Annotated in this window: 17 protein-coding genes, 1 tRNA gene and 1 other RNA gene; 17 read left to right on the plus strand and 2 right to left on the minus strand. The window is 57.0% G+C overall.

Going from position 1 to position 18,468, the window contains the following annotated elements:
- Positions 1-26 precede the first annotated feature (26 nt).
- From VM163_02105 to VM163_02160, 12 genes are all read left to right on the plus strand, one after another.
- Complete coding sequence (locus tag VM163_02105; GenBank protein HUT02668.1) at positions 27-995, plus strand: formylglycine-generating enzyme family protein; 969 nt, start codon at positions 27-29, stop codon at positions 993-995.
- Positions 996-1,211: 216 nt separating this feature from the next.
- A tRNA-Val gene (locus VM163_02110) sits at positions 1,212-1,286 on the plus strand.
- Positions 1,287-1,389: 103 nt separating this feature from the next.
- Positions 1,390-3,123, plus strand: coding sequence for a threonine--tRNA ligase (gene thrS / locus VM163_02115; protein HUT02669.1), 1,734 nt, complete (start codon positions 1,390-1,392; stop codon positions 3,121-3,123).
- On the plus strand, positions 3,071-3,793 hold the full coding sequence (gene infC / locus VM163_02120; protein HUT02670.1) for a translation initiation factor IF-3: 723 nt from the start codon (positions 3,071-3,073) through the stop codon (positions 3,791-3,793). The genes thrS and infC overlap by 53 nt, the downstream gene beginning before the upstream one ends.
- Positions 3,794-3,914: 121 nt before the next feature.
- Positions 3,915-4,112, plus strand: a complete 198-nt coding sequence (rpmI, locus tag VM163_02125; GenBank protein ID HUT02671.1) for a 50S ribosomal protein L35 — start codon at positions 3,915-3,917, stop codon at positions 4,110-4,112.
- Positions 4,113-4,222: 110 nt separating this feature from the next.
- Positions 4,223-4,579: a 50S ribosomal protein L20 gene (rplT, locus tag VM163_02130; protein HUT02672.1), complete on the plus strand. Its 357-nt coding sequence runs from the start codon at positions 4,223-4,225 to the stop codon at positions 4,577-4,579.
- A gap of 1 nt (position 4,580) precedes the next feature.
- Positions 4,581-5,096, plus strand: a complete 516-nt coding sequence (locus VM163_02135) for a hypothetical protein (GenBank protein ID HUT02673.1) — start codon at positions 4,581-4,583, stop codon at positions 5,094-5,096.
- Positions 5,097-5,101: 5 nt separating this feature from the next.
- Complete coding sequence (locus VM163_02140; GenBank protein HUT02674.1) at positions 5,102-5,413, plus strand: cell division protein ZapA; 312 nt, start codon at positions 5,102-5,104, stop codon at positions 5,411-5,413.
- Between the two features lie 92 nt (positions 5,414-5,505).
- A non-coding RNA gene (ssrS, locus tag VM163_02145) (6S RNA) lies at positions 5,506-5,690 on the plus strand.
- Between the two features lie 163 nt (positions 5,691-5,853).
- Positions 5,854-7,407, plus strand: a complete 1,554-nt coding sequence (rny, locus tag VM163_02150; GenBank protein ID HUT02675.1) for a ribonuclease Y — start codon at positions 5,854-5,856, stop codon at positions 7,405-7,407.
- Between the two features lie 214 nt (positions 7,408-7,621).
- A complete protein-coding gene (locus VM163_02155; protein ID HUT02676.1) occupies positions 7,622-8,410 on the plus strand; it encodes a TIGR00282 family metallophosphoesterase in 789 nt (262 codons plus the stop codon).
- A gap of 3 nt (positions 8,411-8,413) precedes the next feature.
- Positions 8,414-10,741 carry a C25 family cysteine peptidase gene (locus tag VM163_02160; protein ID HUT02677.1) on the plus strand — a complete coding sequence of 776 codons (2,328 nt, stop codon included), beginning with the start codon at positions 8,414-8,416 and terminating at the stop codon, positions 10,739-10,741.
- A 96-nt stretch (positions 10,742-10,837) separates the two neighbouring features.
- Here VM163_02160 and VM163_02165 read toward each other — a convergent pair whose 3' ends face one another.
- Together VM163_02165 and VM163_02170 are read right to left on the minus strand one after the other, a co-directional pair.
- Positions 10,838-12,103 carry a 3-isopropylmalate dehydratase large subunit gene (locus tag VM163_02165; protein HUT02678.1) on the minus strand — a complete coding sequence of 422 codons (1,266 nt, stop codon included), beginning with the start codon at positions 12,101-12,103 and terminating at the stop codon, positions 10,838-10,840.
- Positions 12,104-12,148: 45 nt separating this feature from the next.
- The gene (locus tag VM163_02170) at positions 12,149-13,570 is read right to left on the minus strand and encodes a trypsin-like peptidase domain-containing protein (protein HUT02679.1); all 1,422 of its coding nucleotides are present in this window, start codon (positions 13,568-13,570) and stop codon (positions 12,149-12,151) included.
- Between the two features lie 508 nt (positions 13,571-14,078).
- Here VM163_02170 and VM163_02175 point away from each other — a divergent pair.
- The 5 genes from VM163_02175 to tsaE all read left to right on the plus strand — a co-directional run.
- Positions 14,079-14,636 (plus strand): flavodoxin family protein, encoded by a 558-nt coding sequence (locus VM163_02175; GenBank protein ID HUT02680.1) that lies wholly within the window; start codon positions 14,079-14,081, stop codon positions 14,634-14,636.
- A 147-nt stretch (positions 14,637-14,783) separates the two neighbouring features.
- Positions 14,784-16,490: a proline--tRNA ligase gene (locus VM163_02180; protein ID HUT02681.1), complete on the plus strand. Its 1,707-nt coding sequence runs from the start codon at positions 14,784-14,786 to the stop codon at positions 16,488-16,490.
- Between the two features lie 43 nt (positions 16,491-16,533).
- Positions 16,534-16,899: a hypothetical protein gene (locus tag VM163_02185; GenBank protein HUT02682.1), complete on the plus strand. Its 366-nt coding sequence runs from the start codon at positions 16,534-16,536 to the stop codon at positions 16,897-16,899.
- Between the two features lie 146 nt (positions 16,900-17,045).
- A complete protein-coding gene (locus VM163_02190; GenBank protein ID HUT02683.1) occupies positions 17,046-18,134 on the plus strand; it encodes a glycosyltransferase family 9 protein in 1,089 nt (362 codons plus the stop codon).
- 50 nt (positions 18,135-18,184) lie between these two features.
- On the plus strand, positions 18,185-18,468 hold a 284-nt coding region (gene tsaE / locus VM163_02195), incomplete at its 3' end, for a tRNA (adenosine(37)-N6)-threonylcarbamoyltransferase complex ATPase subunit type 1 TsaE (GenBank protein HUT02684.1).

Consider the following 18,468-nt stretch of genomic DNA (forward strand, 5'->3'; position numbering starts at 1 on the left):
AAGGGTGCTAGATGGGGAGGTTAGCGATGATTTTAGGGAGACGACCTACGCTTAGAGCAGCTGCACCGATTGCGGCCGGTGTCGCGGCGTTTCTGCTCGTCACACTGTCTTTGTTTGGCTACAGCTACACACGAGTTATATTGCCGGCTAGAGGGATCGACAGGCCGGACAGTCTGGACCCGACGCTCCTTTATGCCAACGGGATAAGCTATAGCCTCGGGGACGGGGTCATGCTGACGATGGTCGGGATACCGGCGGGCGAGTTCGAGATGGGCAGCCGGAACGCGGGTGAGGCGGGCGTCGTCGCCAGCGGCGAGGGGCCGTTGCATCACGTCGCAATCAGAAGCGGTTTTGAGATGTCGGAGTTTGAGGTTACCCGTGCAGTTTTCGGGAAGGTAATGGGCTGGGGTCGCCTCGACGGAGGCGCCGACAGGCCGGTTACCGAGATTGATTTTGACGATTGTTGCCTCTTCTGCAACAGGCTTTCCGAACGATTTGGGCTCGAGAAATGTTACAGCGGTTCAGGTAAGGACGTTGTATGCGACTTCTCAGCAAACGGCTTCCGGCTGCCGACTGAGGCGGAGTGGGAATACGCTTGCCGGGCGGGGACGACGTCGCTTTACAGCACGGGCGATGAGGCCTTCGGGAAGTGTGAGCAGGGCCTGCCGTCGTTCCTTGTGTGCGTTGGCTGGTTCAAGAATAACTCCAACGGCCGCGTCCACTCGGTTGGCGAGCTTGCGCCTAACGCGTTCGGGCTTTATGATATGCACGGCAACGTCTGGGAGAGGTGTTGGGACTTCTATGACGAGAACTGCTATGCCTCATCCCGGGCAAACAACCCTCATGGGCCTGAGAAAGGCACGCAGCGCGTTGTTCGGGGCGGGTGTTATCAGAGCAATCGCGAGGACTGTCGGTCTGGGGCGCGGGGCTGGCTTTGGCCGGGCCGGCGCGACGAGACGGTCGGGCTCAGAGTGGTTCGCAGGACGAGCAGGTGAGCTCACCGTATCCGGGGCAGGTAAATACCGTGATGGCGCGGGGCTCGTCGCACGTTTGAAAATTCGCGCAGAATCACGTCCAGTCCACCCCGACTGAGCCGGGCTGGCGGCACGTTAGCGGTTTAGCGGTTGACATCACGGTGGAGCTAGCATTATTGTGGGGACGATGAGTTTCTTTCGCACTGTTCATCTCGCTGTGAGGTTTTTAGGTTATGTAGGCACGTAGCTCAGGGGTGGAGCGCTACCTTGACGCGGTAGAGGTCGGCGGTTCGAAGCCGCCCGTGCCTACCATTTCCGGTTATCTTCGCTTCCAGTAGTATGATTTTCAATGGAGTTGTATCTTTGGAGGTGCGATGTGATCAGGACGTGCTTTAGTTAAGAGAAGTGGAACAACATGACGTTTAATTTGGACGCATATCGGCACAGCACTGCCCACGTTCTTGCTGATGCTGTGTTGCGACTCTTTCCGGGGACCAAGCTTGGGATTGGCCCGGCGATTGAGAACGGGTTCTATTATGACTTTGAACGGGAGGGCCGGTTCAGCGAGGCGGATTTTGATGCTATTGAGGTCAAGATGCGTGAGATTGTTGCCCAGGACTTACCTTTTGAGAGAGAAGCTCTGTCTAGGGACGAGGCGCTGGCGCTGTTCAGTGGGCTGGGGCAGGATTACAAGGTAGAGCTCATAAAGAATCTGCCGGAGGGGGAGGAGATCACTGTTTATCGGCACGGTGATTTCGTTGACTTGTGCAAGGGTCCTCACGTCAGATCGACAGGAGAGCTGGGCGTCTTCAAGCTGACGTCGGTTGCGGGTGCGTATTGGCTTGGTGACGAGAAGAACCCCATGCTTCAGCGGATATACGGCGCTGCGTTCGCAACGGAGGAGCAGCTTAAGGAGCAGCTTAGGCTGCTTTCTGAGGCGAAGCTGCGCGATCACCGGCTGTTGGGGAGGCAGCTCGACCTTTTCTCGATAGACGAGCGTGTGGGTGCGGGCTTGGTCTATTGGCACCCCAGGGGTGCGACGCTCAAGAGGCTGATTGAGGATTTCTGGATTGGGGAGCATTTGAGACGGGGCTATGAGCTGGTGAGCACGCCTCATATCGCCAAGAGTACACTATGGGAGACGTCGGGGCATTACGGCTACTACAAAGAGAATATGTATGTTCTGCCGGTGGGGAATGAGGAATACGTTCTGAAGCCCATGAATTGTCCCTTGCATCTTCAGATATATAAATCGAGGGTAAGGTCTTATCGCGAGCTTCCGATAAGATACGCAGAGCTCGGGACGGTTTACAGGCGTGAGCGTTCCGGGACATTGCACGGGTTGTTTAGGGTGCGTGGGTACACGTGCGATGACGCGCACATCTTCTGCCGGGCCGACCAGGTGGAGGCCGAGGTTGGCTCTGTGGTTGACCTTGCGCTGTTTATGGTAAGGGAGCTTGGGTTTGAGGAGCTGGAGATCGAGCTGTCTCTTAGGGACACTGATAAGCAGGCGAACTACATTGGCGTGCCAGAGGTCTGGGATGCGTCCGAGTCGATTCTGCGGCGGGTTTTGCAGACCAAGCATGTGGAGTTTAAGGAGGTTCTGGGCGAGGCGGCCTTCTATGGTCCTAAGATTGATTTTCAGCTCGTTGACGTCTATGGCCACAAGCACCAGGGGACTACGATACAGCTTGATTTTAACCTGCCCGAACGGTTTGACTTGACGTTCGTAAGCAGCTCAGGAGCAGAGGAACGGCCTGTAATGATCCACAGGGCGATTCTGGGGTCGATCGAGCGATTCGTCGGCGTATTCATTGAGCACTGCGGCGGTGCGTTTCCGCTGTGGGTCTCGCCGGTGCAAGTTGCGGTGCTGCCTATTACTGATGCTCAACGTGAGTACGCAAACAGCGTCTATGAACGGCTTTTAGGCTCCGGGTTCCGGTCTGTCCTGGATGACCGGAGCGAGAAATTGGGATTCAAGATAAGGGAGCACTCGAAGGTTCCATATACATTGATAGTTGGTGGGAAGGAGGCTGAGGCCTCCAACGTTTCAGTGAGGCGCCGCTCGCACGGCCAGATAGGAACGATGACGCTTGATGAGTTTATGGCGCGGGCGGGCGAGCAGGTGCGAAACCACGAGGTTCCTTAGGAGGGTACCCATAGAAGAGAAACAGCTACGCGTTAATGGGGCAATTCGCGCAAGCGAAGTAAGGGTCATTAGTCAGGACGGCAAGCAGCTCGGTGTAATGCTGACTAGGGTGGCGCTGCGGAAGGCGTCTGACCGCAACATGGATTTGGTGGAGGTTGACCCCAGGGCCGCTCCGCCGGTCTGTAAGATAATGAATTATGGCAAACACAAATATGAGACCAGTAAGAAGTCTCACACTGCCAAGAAGTCTCAGGCGAGGGCCCAGGTCAAGGAGGTCAAGTTTCGGCCGAGGACTGATCTGCACGATTTTGATTTCAAGATAAAGCACATAACGCATTTTTTGGACGAGGGCTACAAGGTCAAGGTAAGCATCTGGTTTAGAGGTCGGGAGAAGCTTCACATCGATCTTGGCGGGGTTCTCCTGAAACGGGTGATCGATGCGGTTGGAGATGCCGCATCTGTGACCGGCGAGCCTCGGTTTGAGGGTAGGAATCTCTCGACTGTCTTGGCTCCTAGGAGGAAGCGCAGCCCAAAGAATGATGAGGGCCAGGTGGCCCCCAACTCGCAGGTAGTCGAGGGCACCGAGGCCAGCAACTCGCAGGTAGTCGAGGGCACCGAGCCCAGCAACTCGCAGGTAGTCGAGGGTACCGAGGCCAGCAGCGTTCAGTAGTTTTTTAGGGCGTAGTTATTGCGCCAGAACGAACTGCGTTGGCCATTTTGGGATGCTCTAGGTGGTGAGGAGTGAGTTCAATACTACAATGGATTGTGTTTGAGGAGGCGAAGTTTAGGCTATGCCAAAATTGAAGACTTCAAGCGGAGCGAAGAAGCGATTCAAGGTTTCCGGTACGGGACGCATCATAAGGAACCACGCGAACAAAGGGCATCTTCTTACGAAGAAGACACGAAGGCGAAAGAATAGGTTAGGCAAACCGGCCCTTGTTAGCGCTGCCGATCGCAAGCGTATCTCAAGGCTTTTGCCTTATTCGTGAGATACTGCTAGTTCTTCCCCGATAAGGGGGACTTGCGGTCCGGACAATCTTGTATAGACTTAGGAAAAGTCTATGTATATCTTTGAGCATTGAGTAAGAGAGGATAAACCATGCCTAGAGCAAAGTTTTCGGTAGCGCGCAAGCGCCGCCACAAGAAGGTCCTCGCGATGGCCAAGGGCTACCGGGGCGGCCGCCGGAAGCTTTATAAATCTGCCAACGAGACGGTGCTTCGTGCTCTTGCGTTTTCATATAGGGACCGCCGGACGCGCAAGAGGGATTTCAGGCGGCTTTGGATACTACGCATCAGCGCTGCGGCGAGGGCTCACGGGGTAAGATACAGTGAGTTCATTCATGGTCTCGGCGACAGGCAAGTTACGCTGAATCGGAAGGTTCTGTCGCAGATCGCGATATTTGATCCGGCGGGTTTCGAGAAGTTAACCCAGTTTGTAGCTTCTAAAGAGGCATAAAGTGATAGACCGTCCGGGTTTCGATAGGTTAGATGATGAGTTGACAGGCAAGCCCAAGGGCTCGGAGCGGGCCAGTGATGATGAGCTGGTCGCGGCGCGGTTGGAACTGGAAGGTGAGCTGGAGTCGGACGAGCGTTTCGTGGACATGCTTGGCGATACATTGGATGCCGGCGCAGCGGACGAGATGCTGGGCAGGGAGTCTGTCGAGGCAGTTTCGGCTGGCGGGATTTCGGCGGCAGATGCTGAGCAGGCAGAGTCGCCGGATGTTCTGACGTCGTTTCTGGAGGTTGAACGCCGCATCAAGCAGTTGGTTGAGGAGAAGCGGCGGTTGATTAAGGAGCGAGATGGTCTTCAGGATGAGCTTGAGGAGACGATGCTCAAGATGACGCGTTCAGAAGAGAAGATAGGTGAGCTATTGTCGATAAAGGAGGAATATAAGACATTTATAGACCAACAGGAAATGGTTCGGACAAAGGTCGAGGGTCTGCTGGTGCTTCTTGAGAGTGAGGAGGACTAGGCCGATTGAGCCAAGGGGCCGCGGGTTTGCTTGAGGAGAGCGATGCTCTCACAAACGAGGTAGAGGTGGAGCTTCTGGGCAAGCGATATACTTTCCGAAGTTCTTGCGGTAAGAACGAGGTGGAGAGGGTTGCCGGGCTTGTCAACAAGCTGGCGGGAGACTTGCGCGGGGTATTTCCATCAACGTCGAGTTCCAGGATATCTATGCTTGCAATGATGCAGCTTGGATATGAGCTTTTGCTGCTTCAGGATGAGTATCTGTCGCTAAAAGAGAGTTTTGAGCAAGAGGGCAAGCGGCTTCTGGGGTTGATAGAATGAGGGCCAATAGTTCTTGTTAGTCGAGTTGAGACAAGCGAAGTAAAATGATGCACAGACAGAGGGTGGATTCCTCCCAGTTTTGGTGGGCAGGCCGCATTCTGGTGCGTTTGTGATGGTGATAGGACATTTGAGGCAATTAGAGATTAGAGGGGCTTTCAATTCGGGCACGGTGAGCAAGCCATGCATTTCGCAGGGAAGCCTGAAGTGTCCGATGATTTCCCCACCTATACAGACTGGGTTCTCATTTTGCCCTGCCACACGGCGTTTCAGGGCGGCCGCCCACCATAATTCGCATCTTTGTATCTCACCCGACTGCTGAGGTTCTTAAGCTCCGAGATTCTGCGCACTTACCCGGCCTTTCAACGAGCATTTCCCTGCACTATTTGTACTTCGAGTTATGACCATTAGACTGATGGTAATAGGGAAGGCAGGGGTTTAAGGTGAATTCAGTGGTTATTGCTGTGCTTGCAGTGGCTTGTCTTTCTGCCGGCTACTTGCTTAGAAAGCACTTGGTGGAGATAAAGTTCAAGCGAGCACAGGATCTTGCAGAAGAGATCGTAAAGGACGCCCAGGAGAAGGCGGAGACTGCCAAACGCGAATCGCAGTTGAAGAGCAAGGATGAGCTGTATCGGCTCAAGGAGGAGCTGGAGCGCGAGATGAAGGGCCAGGGGGAGAAGCTCCGTCAGTTTGAGATGAGGTTGCTGCAGAAGGAGGAGAGCCTGGACCGGCGGGTTGACAGTTTCGAGAGGAGGGAGCGTCTTTTGGCCAAGAAGGAGCGTGAGAATGCAGGTCGGGAGCGTGAGCTGAACCTTCTTAAAGAGAAACGGCGGGCACTATTGAAAGAGGCTCAACAGGAGGTTGTGCGAGTGGCTGGTCTCACCCGTAACGAGGCCCGGGACGCTCTTATGAGGGAAATGGTTGCGGATGCGAGCGAGCGGTCGGCCAGGGCAGTACGGGACATTGAGGCTGAGGCGCGTGAGCAGGCAGACAAGGTGTCTCGTGAGATCATCTCCACAGCCATTCAGCGTTGTGCCACCGAGTATGCGGCAGAGACGAGCGTGGCGGTTGTCTATCTTCCGAACGACGAGATGAAGGGGCGGATAATCGGTCGCGAGGGCCGCAACATTCGTGCGCTTGAGCTCGCGACTGGGGTTGATCTGATAGTTGACGACACCCCGGAGGCAGTCATCGTTTCGTGTTTCGATGGCATCAAGCGGAAGATAGCGGAGGTGGCTCTTGACAGATTGATTGCCGACGGCCGGATACATCCTGCTCGAATAGAGGAGGTCGTGGGCAAGGTTCGCAAAGAGATCGATGCCAAGATAATCGAAGAAGGCGAGCAAGCTCTGTTTGAGGGGAGAGTCGGAAAAGTGCATCCTGAGCTTGTCAAGCTGCTCGGGCGCCTGAAGTACAGAACCAGCTACGGGCAGAACGTTCTGCAGCACTCAAAAGAGGTGGCGCATATAGCTGGGATAATGGCCAGCGAGCTCGGCGCAGACTCCCGGACTGCGCGTCGTTCAGGGCTTTTGCATGACATTGGGAAGGCAGTCGATCACGAGGTCGAGGGCACCCATGCTGAGATCGGGGCCAACTTAGCTCGCAAGTATGGCGAATCGGACGCCGTGGTTGAGGCTGTAGGAAGACATCACGACTCCGATCTTAGGGAGGCCCAGGTCGGCACCGTCCTTGTGCAGGCCGCAGACGCCCTTTCCGCATCCAGGCCCGGGGCGAGGCGCGAGGTCTTGGAGAGCTACATCAAGCGCCTCGAGAAGCTGGAACAGATAGCGTCTTCGTTCAAGGGAGTGAATAAAACTTACGCTATTCAGGCCGGCAGAGAGATCAGGATTCTGGTCGATCAAGACCAGGTTCAGGACGACGGGGCGAGTTCGCTGGCCCGAGATGTGGCCGAGAAGATCGAGAATGAGCTGGAATATCCTGGGCAGATAAAGGTTACCGTCATAAGGGAGACTAGAGCTATAGATTACGCTAAATAGCTGCTCACCGTTCGCTGAACGCTGCTTGAGGCCGCCAGTGTGTGGCTCATCCTCCGGCGGGCTGAGGCGTGGTGTGACTCGCGGGGCGTGGGCACTTGACGTGCGACTTTCTTGCATATTTGGGCATAGTAGCTGGCAAGATTGACGTCTTTTGATCTAGCCCCAGCAGTCTGATATGGCCTTTAGGTTCTGAACAGAAAGAAAAGGGGATATTTTGAGGGTCTTTTTTGTAGGGGACATCGTCGGGAAGAGCGGAAGAACAGTCCTGAAGAGGCAGCTCGATCAGCTGCTTCAGGACCTCACAATTGATGTCTGCATAGCCAACGTCGAGAACGCCGCAGGAGGTTTTGGCCTCACGCCCGACGTCGCGCAGGAGATATTCGCAGCTGGCGTCGATGTGATGACCTCCGGCAACCATATATGGGACAAGAAGGAGGTCTTTGACTACTTCGAGCAGGAGCCTCGTTTGCTGCGGCCCGCCAATTACATCGACGAGCTGCCGGGCAGGGGCGTGTTCACGACCTCGGTTCTTTCCGGAGTGAAAATCACGATCGTCAACATCTCGGGTAGGGCGTTTCTCGACGCCATCGATTGCCCATTTCAGGCCATCGACAGTATCCTCGCCAAAATCAATGATTCTCGCCGCATCTGCATAGTGGATTTTCACGCGGAGGCGACGGCGGAGAAGCTGGCGATGGCTTGGTATCTTGACGGGCGCGTTAGCGCGCTGCTCGGCACGCACACGCACGTTCAGACGGCTGACGAGCGCGTCCTGCCGCAGGGCACCGCTTACATAACTGACGTCGGGATGACCGGCGCCTTCGACGGCGTCATCGGCTTTAGGCCGGAGGATTCGATCTTTCGATTTAAGACGGGCGTGTCTCGCTCGCTTCAGGTGGCCAAACAAAACAAGGGAATCAACGCGGTAGTCCTATCCATAGACGAGGCGACAGGGAGGGCGATTTCGATAGAGAGATACTCATCCAAAGAGCAAGGGGAATGAGAGATGCGCTTAGTTCACGTGGTGTGCGGGGTCCTTATTATAGCGATGTGCGGCGTCGCTTTGGCGGACCATGCGACTGAAGGTTCTGAAAAGGACCTGTTCTCACGGTGGGACGCGGTTGACCTCCAGTACTCGGTCTCCTTCAGCGATTATCACGCGAGCCGCGTTCGGTATGACACGGAGATTGGCTCTGTCCTGTCGTTTCCTTGCCCACTTGAGCAGAGCCGCGAGGGTCGCGTGGCGATCGTTGTCAACAGCAATCTCTACCCGCAGATCGAGGACCAGCTGGTCGTTTGGGCCTTGGACATCAACGCTGACGGCTTTGACGTGCAGCTTGTGGATGCGACGTTCGAAACAGTTCAGGACCTTAGGGCCGCGCTGGCTTCAGCGTGGCAAAGCGATGATGGCCTTGTGGGCTGCATATTGGTCGGCGACTTCCCAGTCCCATGGTACGCAATACTGGATGATGGTGAGGTAGTCGATGATTTCCCGTGCGACCTCTATTTCGAGGACCTCGACGGCGAGTTCATCGATTCTGATAGAGACGGGATGTTTGATGAGCATGTGAACGGGACCGGAGACACAGAGCCCGACATCTGGCTGGGGCGGCTTTTGGCCTCGCCCATGTCCGGAGACGAGGCGGAGCTCGTTCGTCGGTATCTTGAGCGAAACCACAGCTACCGCGTGGGCGAGATTGAGGCGCATCATCGCGCGCTTCTTTTTATCGACAAGGACTGGACCGACCTTGCAGGCTACTGGGAGGATGCGGTCTCATGGCTTTACGATGATGTTACGGTAATTACGGACGATGACAAGACGAACGCGGAGGAATACTCGAGGCGGCTTCGCGATGGTTACGAGTGGGTCGATGTGATGGTGCACTCTGGGCCGGATGCTCATTACTTCTCCTATGAAGACGTCTATTCTATGCTCTACAGCTCTGACCTTCAGGCCGCGACGATCAACTCGCTTTTCTTCGTACCATTCGCGTGTTCCAACTCACGCTACGTGGAGCCGGATTACATGGGCGGGTGGTATGTTTTTGGTGAGCATTCGCTTGGGTTATGCGTGATTGGCAGCACCAAGACAGGGTCGCTTTACTACGGCCAAGAGATGTACAAGAAGCTCTCAGAGGGCGAGTGCGTAGGTGAGGGCTTCAGGTCATGGTTTGCGGGTGTTGCGCCATACAGTGCGGACAACGTTAGCTGGTTCTACGGTCTGACGGTGCTGGGCGACCCGACGTTGCGGCCCAGGGACACCGCGCCTCCTCCAGCGCCGACGTGGTTTAGGTCGAAGGAGAGCGACGACGCCACGGGGGTAGTCCTCAGCTGGGAGGCGCCTGATTCGGAGGACCTCGCCGGGTTCAAGCTCTATTACGACACTGAGGAGGTCTATCCGCCGTTTGATGGCCAGGGTTTGCCTCAGGGCGATTCTCCGATAGATGTCGGTTTCGCCACCTCTTTCAGCATCAAGTACGCAGACATGGGACAGTTTGACACAATGGCCTGGGCGGTTACTTCCTACGATTTGCGGGGTAACGAGAGCGACTACTCGGAGGGTCTTGATACAGCGGGAGACCCCGCTCTGAACCCTCCGCACGTAAGCTGGGTCTTTTGGGACCCCGATTCTCAGGTTAGCTATGAGAACGGCGGCTACGTTATGCTTCGGGCCTACGTTGAGGACGATGAAGATTCGGCCGGCTCGCTTGACGTGGAGCTTTTGGTGGATGGCCAGCTGACTGGAATTGCGCTGCGTGACGACGGCACCAACGGCGATTCTGGCGCAGGAGACAGTTTTTACTCGAGAGCATTCGAGATACCTAAGGCCGCGTTGCCCTCGGGCAGATATCTTATCTCGATCGTGGCAACGGACAGCGACGGCAACCGCTCCAACGAGTGGCCGTATCTAACGGTCTCCGAGCCAGGCGGCACTGGCGAAGCGAGAGCAGGCCGAAGGCCTCCTATTGCGAAGCTGCCAAACAATTGTGCTGAGGCCGTTTCCGGCGGCGGCGACGTCAGGCCCATCATCGTCAGCTCAGCAGTTGACTGCTCAGACTATTTTGGGAAGCAATACGTATCCATCTCGATGATGGTGTGCCACCCTGTGTCGAAGCAGAAGGTTGACCAACTGGAGCTTCTCTACAATCAGCAGCCGACAGGGATTTTCTTCGACAGGTATCCCGCCTATGACAGCCGAACCGAGGCATATTTCTGGGCGTGGTTCTACGCCAGCGACTACGGGCTTACGCCGGGGGAATACCTGGTCGAGGCGCTTGCGACGGACACCGATGGCAACGCCTCTGACATGTTCCCCTACTTCTGGGTCAAGTAGGAACCGCGGCTCTCGCCCGGATACATTTTTAACCCACCACGTGCAGCGGCACGCTCCGACTGGCTACTAAGCACACTCGAGCCCACAACTTGGAACCTACGGCCGCTCCATGACCCCGCGTGGGTCAGTGATGACGCCCTTGAGGGCGCTTGCCGCAACAGTCGCCGGCGATGCGAGGTATATCTCGGCTGTGTTGCAGCCCATGCGACCCTTGAAGTTGCGATTCGCGGTGCTGATGCAGACTTCTCCCGGGGCAAGGACGCCCTCGTGTGCCCCCAGGCACGGGCCACACCCGGGGTTGAGAACAATCGCGCCGGCTTCCACCAGCGTCCCGATGTGACCCGCCTCGATAGCGTCGCGCAGTATCTTGCGCGAGGCAGGAAGCACTAGAAGCCGCGTGCCGGCCGCGACTTGTTTGCCCTTCAGTATTGAGGCCGCAACGGCAAGGTCCTCGAGCCTTCCGTTCGTGCACGTCCCGACCAGCGCCTGATCGATGCGAGTGCGCTTAAGCGCACCCACAGGGGTAACGTTGTCAACCGTGTGGGGGCATGCGACCTGGGGCTCGAGGCCGGAGATGTCAATCTTGACAACCTGTCTGAAGTTGGCGCCAGGGTCAGAGAAGACTGGGGCAAACTCGCGACGCTGTCGCTCTGCCAGCCATTTACGCGTTGTGCCGTCTGGCGACACGTATGCGTTCTTGGCGCCCATCTCGGCGGCCATGTTGCACAGAACCATCCGATCCGCCATCGTCATGCCCGACACTGCCTCGCCGCAGAACTCGACCGCCTGGTAGCTCGCACCGTCGGCGCCCAGCGTCCCAATAATGTGAAGGGCTACGTCCTTCGCGCACACGGGCGGCGTCGAGGCGCCCGAGAGCTCGATCTTGATGGTGGGTGGGACCTTCAGCCAAATGCTCCCTGTCGCCCAGATGGCCGCCATCTCGCTCCTGCCGATGCCGGCCGAAAACGCGCCGAGCGCGCCATAGGTTGTCGTATGAGAGTCGCTGCCGAGGATGAGTGAGCCCGGGGTAGCAAAGCCCTGCTCGCAGAGAACCTGGTGGCAGATGCCGTGGCCGACATCGTAGAAGTTCTCGATCCCCTCTCTCGCCACGAACTCCCGTATGGTCTTGTGGTTCTGGGCGTGTTTCTCTGTGGCCGCCGGCACGCAGTGGTCGAGAATAATGATGACCCGCGCGGGGTCAAAGACGTGCTCACCGCCCATTCTCGTGAACGTCTCGGAGATAGCGGCCGCGTTATCGTGCGACATGAGTAGGTCAGGCGTGAGGGTAACGATCTGGCCGGGCGAAACCTGCTCGAGACCCGCCTTTCTCGCAAGCACCTTCTCAGAAAACGTCATCGCCATGTTGTGCCGTCCCTATTTGGCTTAGAACTCACAGCGGCCGACCGGCTAAGGGATCGTGCCTCTTAAATAAAGAGCACCTCGTTTGACCTCAATGTAGATGCCTCCGCGACTCGTGGCGGCCTTGATCGCGGCTCGAAAGTGGGCCAGCGTCGTGATTGGCCTGTCGTTTATCTGTGTAAGAACATCCCCCCTGCGCAATCCAGCCTTCTCCGCCGGGCCCCTAGACCTCAGTTTCTCGACGGCGATGCAAGTCCTTCCAGGGCCTCCCAGTCGGCCCCTTGCGAGCGCTACCTCCTCAACCCAGAAGCCGAGCCACTCGTAGCACAACTGCCGGGCGAGCTTGAGCGGAAACTGCCTTCCCCGCACCGCAACCGTGAGCAGCGCGCCATTTCGGCTGATCGTGAGCGGGATACTGTCCGTGGCTTTGTAGTCCTTGAGCCTTGCCCTGAACTCGCGCTCGGAACAAACGCTGGCATTGCCGATCCTCTCGATGTGATCTCCCGTCTGAATGAGGCCATTTGCGGGCCCTTTTGAGAACACAAAGGTAACGATAACCGCCGTAACAGGACCCTCTCCGGACGATACGGAGCGAATCTTGAGAAGCTGCATCGTCTCGGTCGAAATGCCCAGCCAGGGAACGTGAACCTCGCCGTATGACAACAGGTCCTCAACCACCCGCACCGCCCGGTCAATTGGTATTGCAAACCCCATCCCCTCGGCCGCGTTCAGAATGGCGGTGTTGATTCCCACGACCCGACCGGTCAGGTTGATGAGCGGTCCACCTGAGTTACCCGGGTTGATCGCCGCGTCGGTCTGAATAAGGTCGTAAAGCGCTTCGTTTTTGGCCTCATCGGACCCAAGATCGACGTCGCGGTGCAGCGCCGAGACCACCCCAGTCGTTACGGTCTGAGAATAACCGTATGGGTTGCCAATGGCGATGATGGTCTCTCCGATCATGAGGTCTTTGGCCGTCCCGATCTCCGCGTATGGCAACGGCTTTGCGCCCTCGATCTTCAGCACAGCGATGTCGGACTTGACGTCCCAGCCGACCAACTGCGCCTCATAGACACTTCCGTCCGAGACCTTGACCGAGATTCTCGAGGCCTTTCGGACAACGTGGGCATTAGTCAGGATGTGGTTTTGGTCGTCGATCACGACGCCGGAGCCCAGGCTGGTCTCCTTCTCAGTTCGGCGAAGCGGGGTGTGCATAAAAAGGTGATCGAAAACGTCGTCCCCGAAGAGGTAGGAGCGCTGGACTATCCGCTCGGTGCTGATGTTGACAACGGCGTCGCGGGCCGCCCGAACGGCCAGGACAACCGGCGTCTCGCGGATGCTGTGTGCAGCAGCTGTCTCTTCTGCCTTCGAGCGGGCACCGACTGCCAGGGCCATGACGACGCATACCGCTACGGCAACCACCTCACGTCGTCTGGGAACAGTGCCAATTGGGTGCATTTTAGAGAATATCATTTCAGCCTAATACTACACAATGTCTCAAGCTGACAACAGCTTCTTGGGGCGTTTTCGTAATCGTGCCCGGGCCTGCTCAACTGACGGCGTTCTTCCCGCATCCCCGCAAGGGGATGAACGTGAGTAGCCGTAGGTGAAACCTACGGATCAGGGTCAGAGAAGGAAAGGAAAACAGCCCTGAAAGGGCTGAACATAGCTCTGTGGACGGGCTGTGCGACCCCTTCGGGGTCGCGAGCATACCGACGTGAACGGATTCCGTAGGTTCCACCTACGGCTACTATTGTGGCCCCCCTTCGGGGAACCGAAACACACCATCACGTCAATCCTAATTCCACTTTTGTTCTTCACCAAAACCAAAACCCACAGCCAACAACACAACACTCCTTAATCAAAAAATACGAAAACTCCTGCTTCTTGGGGCGTTTTCTAGATAGACGACCGCACGAGTATGCGATACTCTTCAACATGTTTTTCGTGTTCTTGTTGACAAACGTGAGGAGAGAGCACCATGAGAGTCATCGCGATCGTTGGTAGCCCAAGGGAGAACAGCAACTCGGGCATTCTGGCCGAAGAGGTTCTGAGCGCAGCAGCCGAAGAGGGCGCCCGGACACAAGCGTTCTACACAAAGGACATGAAGATGTGTGGGTGTCAGGGATGCGCTGCGTGTAGCAAAGAGGGACGCTGCGTTCAGGAGGACGACATGACGCCGCTTTACGGCGAGATCGAGGCCGCAGACGCGGTGGTTTTCGCCTCGCCCGTGTATATGTGCGGCATGACCGGGCAATTGAAGCTCGTCCTGGACAGGATGTTCGCCTTCTTTGGCCCTGATTTCAGCAGTCGGCTACCAAAGGGCAAGCAGCTTGGTCTGGTATTCACGCAGGGCTCGCCCAACGCGAAAGACTATGCCGATTACTTTGAGTCTGTGGGCGAGATACTGCACAATCTTGGGTTTGAGAAGCCAGAATCGATCGTCATCGGCACTGGCCTGGGTCCCGCCGGTCAGGCCGTTGAGCGAAAGGAGCTTCTCGATTCCGCCCGCGACCTGGGCAAGCACCTTGTGAAGTAGGCGCGACATGACGTCGTAGTCCAAAAGCTTGCCGGATGCACGCTTGGTTAGTATTATTCCCTCGACCGGAGCCTGTCCGATCTGTTCGGTCGAATCGGACGGCATGGTGGTTAGAAAGTGCGTGGACTTTGTCGAGAGGGCTTAGGTATGAGGTTTAGCGAGGCGTTCATTCCAACGCTTAAAGAGGCGCCGGCGGACGCAGTCAGCGAGAGTCATAAGCTAATGGTTCGGGCGGGGATGATAAGACAGGCTGCGTCCGGGGTCTATTCCTACCTGCCGTTTGGCTATGCCGTGGTGCAGAAGTTGAAGAGGATTGTTCGCGAGGAGATGAACCGGGCGGGCGGCCAGGAATTTCTTCTCCCCGCGCTTCAGCCGACTGATATCTGGCAGAGAAGCGGGCGACTCGAGGCCTATGGCGAGGACGTCTTCCGCTTTCGCGACAGGCACGGCCACGAGATGCTCTTGGGGCCTACGCACGAGGAGATCATCACGCTCATCGTCGCGAACGAGATCCGCTCGTGGGCAGACTTACCAAAGATGTTCTATCAGATTCAGACCAAGTTTAGGGACGAGCCGCGGCCGCGATTCGGCGTGTTGCGGACGCGAGAGTTCACGATGAAAGATATGTACAGCTTCGATGCGGACCAGAAAGGTCTCGACAGGAGCTATCAGAGGATGTTCGAGGCGTATTGTGCGATCTTCGACCGGCTCGGCGTTGCGTACGAGGCGCTCCCGACATCGGAGACGGGAGCTATCGGAGGGAGCGAGTCGCACGAGTTCGTTGTGGTGGCGGCCTCGGGCGAGGACCGTCTCGTCAAATGCCCAAAATGCGGCTTCGCATCGTTTCCGGGCGAGGGCGAGTGCTTGGCGCCGGCTCAGCCGCCGGTGCGAGGGGAGTGTATCCTCGAGGAAGTATCTACTCCTGAGATGACAAGGGTCGATCAGGTTACTGAATTTCTGGGTGTCGGCACGGAGAAGCTCATCAAGACTATGATTCTTAAGAGCAGCGACGGCGGCCTGCTAGCGGGGCTTGTCAGAGGCGATCACGAGCTCAACATGACGAAGATGATGCGGGCAGTAGGCAGTAAAACACTCGAGCTCGCCTCGGCTGCCGACATCGAGTCCGCCACTGGCGGGCCGATGGGGTTTACCGGGCCGGTCGGGCTTTCGGGGATGAGGGTCTATGCCGATCGAGCTCTTGAGGGCGAGACATGCATGGTCGTTGGGGCAAATAAGAAGGATGCGCACTACGTCGGCTGCGAGGTGGGGAGGGATTTTACGCCGGACAAGTTCGTTGATATTAGAAAGATTGTGCCGGGCGATCCCTGTCCCAAGTGCGGTGCAGCGCTTGGGCGTGAGACGGGCATCGAGGTTGGGCATATATTCAAGTTGGGCACGACGTATAGCGAGGCGCTGTCGGCCAAGTTCACTGACAAAAGTGGCAGCGTGAAGCCGATACTCATGGGCTGCTATGGCCTTGGGATCGAACGGACAGTGGCGGCTGTGATTGAGCAGAGCCACGACGAGCGTGGCATCATCTGGCCAAAGAGCCTCGCCCCATATTCGGTCATCGTGGTCCCCATGCAATCGACCGAGGGCAGGCTGATGGAGCTGGCCGAGAAGTGCTATGCTATGTTGACGGAGGCTGGGGTTACGGTGTTGCTTGATGACCGTAATGTCTGGCCGGGCGTTAAGTTCGCGGATGCGGACCTTCTGGGCATCCCGACGCAGATTATCCTGGGCAAGAGGAGCGTGAGCGAGGGCAAGATCGAGCTCGTGGACCGCAAGACCAAACAGAAGCGGTTCATGCCGATTGATGTGGCTGCTGAGGCGCTTGTGGCCGCAGTTCGATGATGGTCTCGCCGAGATGTCAAAACTGTAGGTAGAGGTGTGAAACATGAAACGATTGTTTTCCAAGAGAGCTCTGGCCGCCTGCATTGTTGCGGCCTGCCTTCTTTCGATTGCCGGATGTCGGACCAAGATAGGCAAGATAGTCGCCAACCCTGACCAGTTCAAGAACAAACAGGTAGTTGTCTATGGCGAGGTAGCGAGGAAGTTACCGATCCCGTTCTTCGAGAACGCTGCCTACCTTTTGAAGGACAAAAGCGGCGAGATGTGGGTTCTGACCAAGCGGGCCTACCTTCCAGAAGTCGGCCAATGGCTGAAGGTAACCGGAGTAGTTGAGGCTGGGATAAGGGTCGGCCCGAAGGAGTTTGGGCTCGTTCTGTCGGAGCAAGAGAAACAGACCATCAAGAGCAAATAGCGACTCGAAAGAGCCGGCTAGCTCGCCGGGACCGGTCGTAAGTTGTAAGCGAGAGGTTCGCGGTTGCGGGTTGGAGGTGATTGAACCTATCAGATTTGATGCGCGGAGTTTTCCCTTTGGCGGCACGGACTGATTGTAGGTATTTCATGGGCGAGAAGCCGTGCGTTTTCAAGCGCACGTGCGATGGCTGCCCGCACTATGAGCCAAGAGGTGTGCGCGTCCTTGTGATAAAGCTCGCCGCCGTGGGAGACGTTCTGAGAACAACGCCACTGCTCAGGGGGTTGAAGGCGAAATACCCCTCATCTTTCATAACCTGGCTCACAGACGCAAAAGCGGCGGAGCTCCTGCGCTGCTGTGATCCGATCGACGTCCTGCTGCCCTACTCATTGGAGAGCGTCGTGAGGCTGCTGGCGGAGCGGTTTGACCTTCTGATCTGCCTGGATAAGGAGCCACGGGCGGCAGCTTTGGCGAGCCGGATACAGGCTCAGGAGAAGTTCGGGTTCGGGTGGTCGCTGGACGGTGTAGTGGCTCCCCTTGAAGAGCTTGCTAACTACGCATACAGACTCGGTTACGACGACGACCTGAAGTTTCACAAGAACCAGAAGAGCTATCAAGAGATAGTCTTTGAGGCGTGCGGACTTGATTACGAGCCAAGTTACGAGTACGTGTTGACGTTGCCCGAGGGCGCCAGGGCGAATGCGAGAAGGACGTTGGAGAAGCTCGGAGTGAGCCGCGATGACGTCGTGGTCGGGCTGAACACCGGTGCTGGAGAGCTTTTCGCGACGAAGGTCTGGCCGGAGCGGCATTTTGTTGAGCTTGCCAAGATGCTGCGGGAGCGGCAGGGCGCGGTTCCACTGCTGCTAGGAGGGCCGCTTGAGGTCAAGCGGAACAAACGTATAGCTGAGGCGTGCGGCGGCGTCGCCATAGACTCCGGCTGTGGGCATTCGCTGACCGATTTCGCTGCCCTTGTCGCCTGCTGTAGCGTCGTTGTCTCGGCGGATACGCTGGCAATGCACCTTGCGATAGGGGCCAAAAGGCCTGTAGTCGTGGTAATGGGACCCACGTGTCCGGAGGAGATCGAGCTCTACGGTCGGGGCACAAAGATCGTGTCGGGTGCGCCATGCGCCCCCTGCTACCGGCAAACCTGCGACAAGGGCCACATCTGCATGGAAGACATCTTAGCTGAGGAGGTGCTCGGGGCCGTTGCCGAGCTGCTGCGGGTCAATGCTAGATGAATGTGCAAGCAAAAACAGCCCCCCGTGCCTCTTGCGAACAGAAAGAACACGTGATCAACGCGCCGCCAGATGTTTTTGGCTCGTTTGAGACCGGCTCAGCCCAGGAGACGCAGGAGTTAGGTGAGCGCCTCGGCACATTGCTGCAATCGGGGGACGTTGTCCTTCTGTTTGGCGAGCTGGGGGCGGGCAAGACAGTATTTGCAAAGGGGATCGCTTCTGGGGTAGGCATAGCGGCCGATCAGGTTACAAGCCCGAGCTTCACCCTGATGAACGTGCATGAGGGCAGAATGCGCATGATACATCTCGACCTGTACCGCATCGAGACATTCGCCCA

Source organism: bacterium, assembly GCA_035527515.1.
Lineage (GTDB): Bacteria > B130-G9 > B130-G9 > B130-G9 > B130-G9 > B130-G9.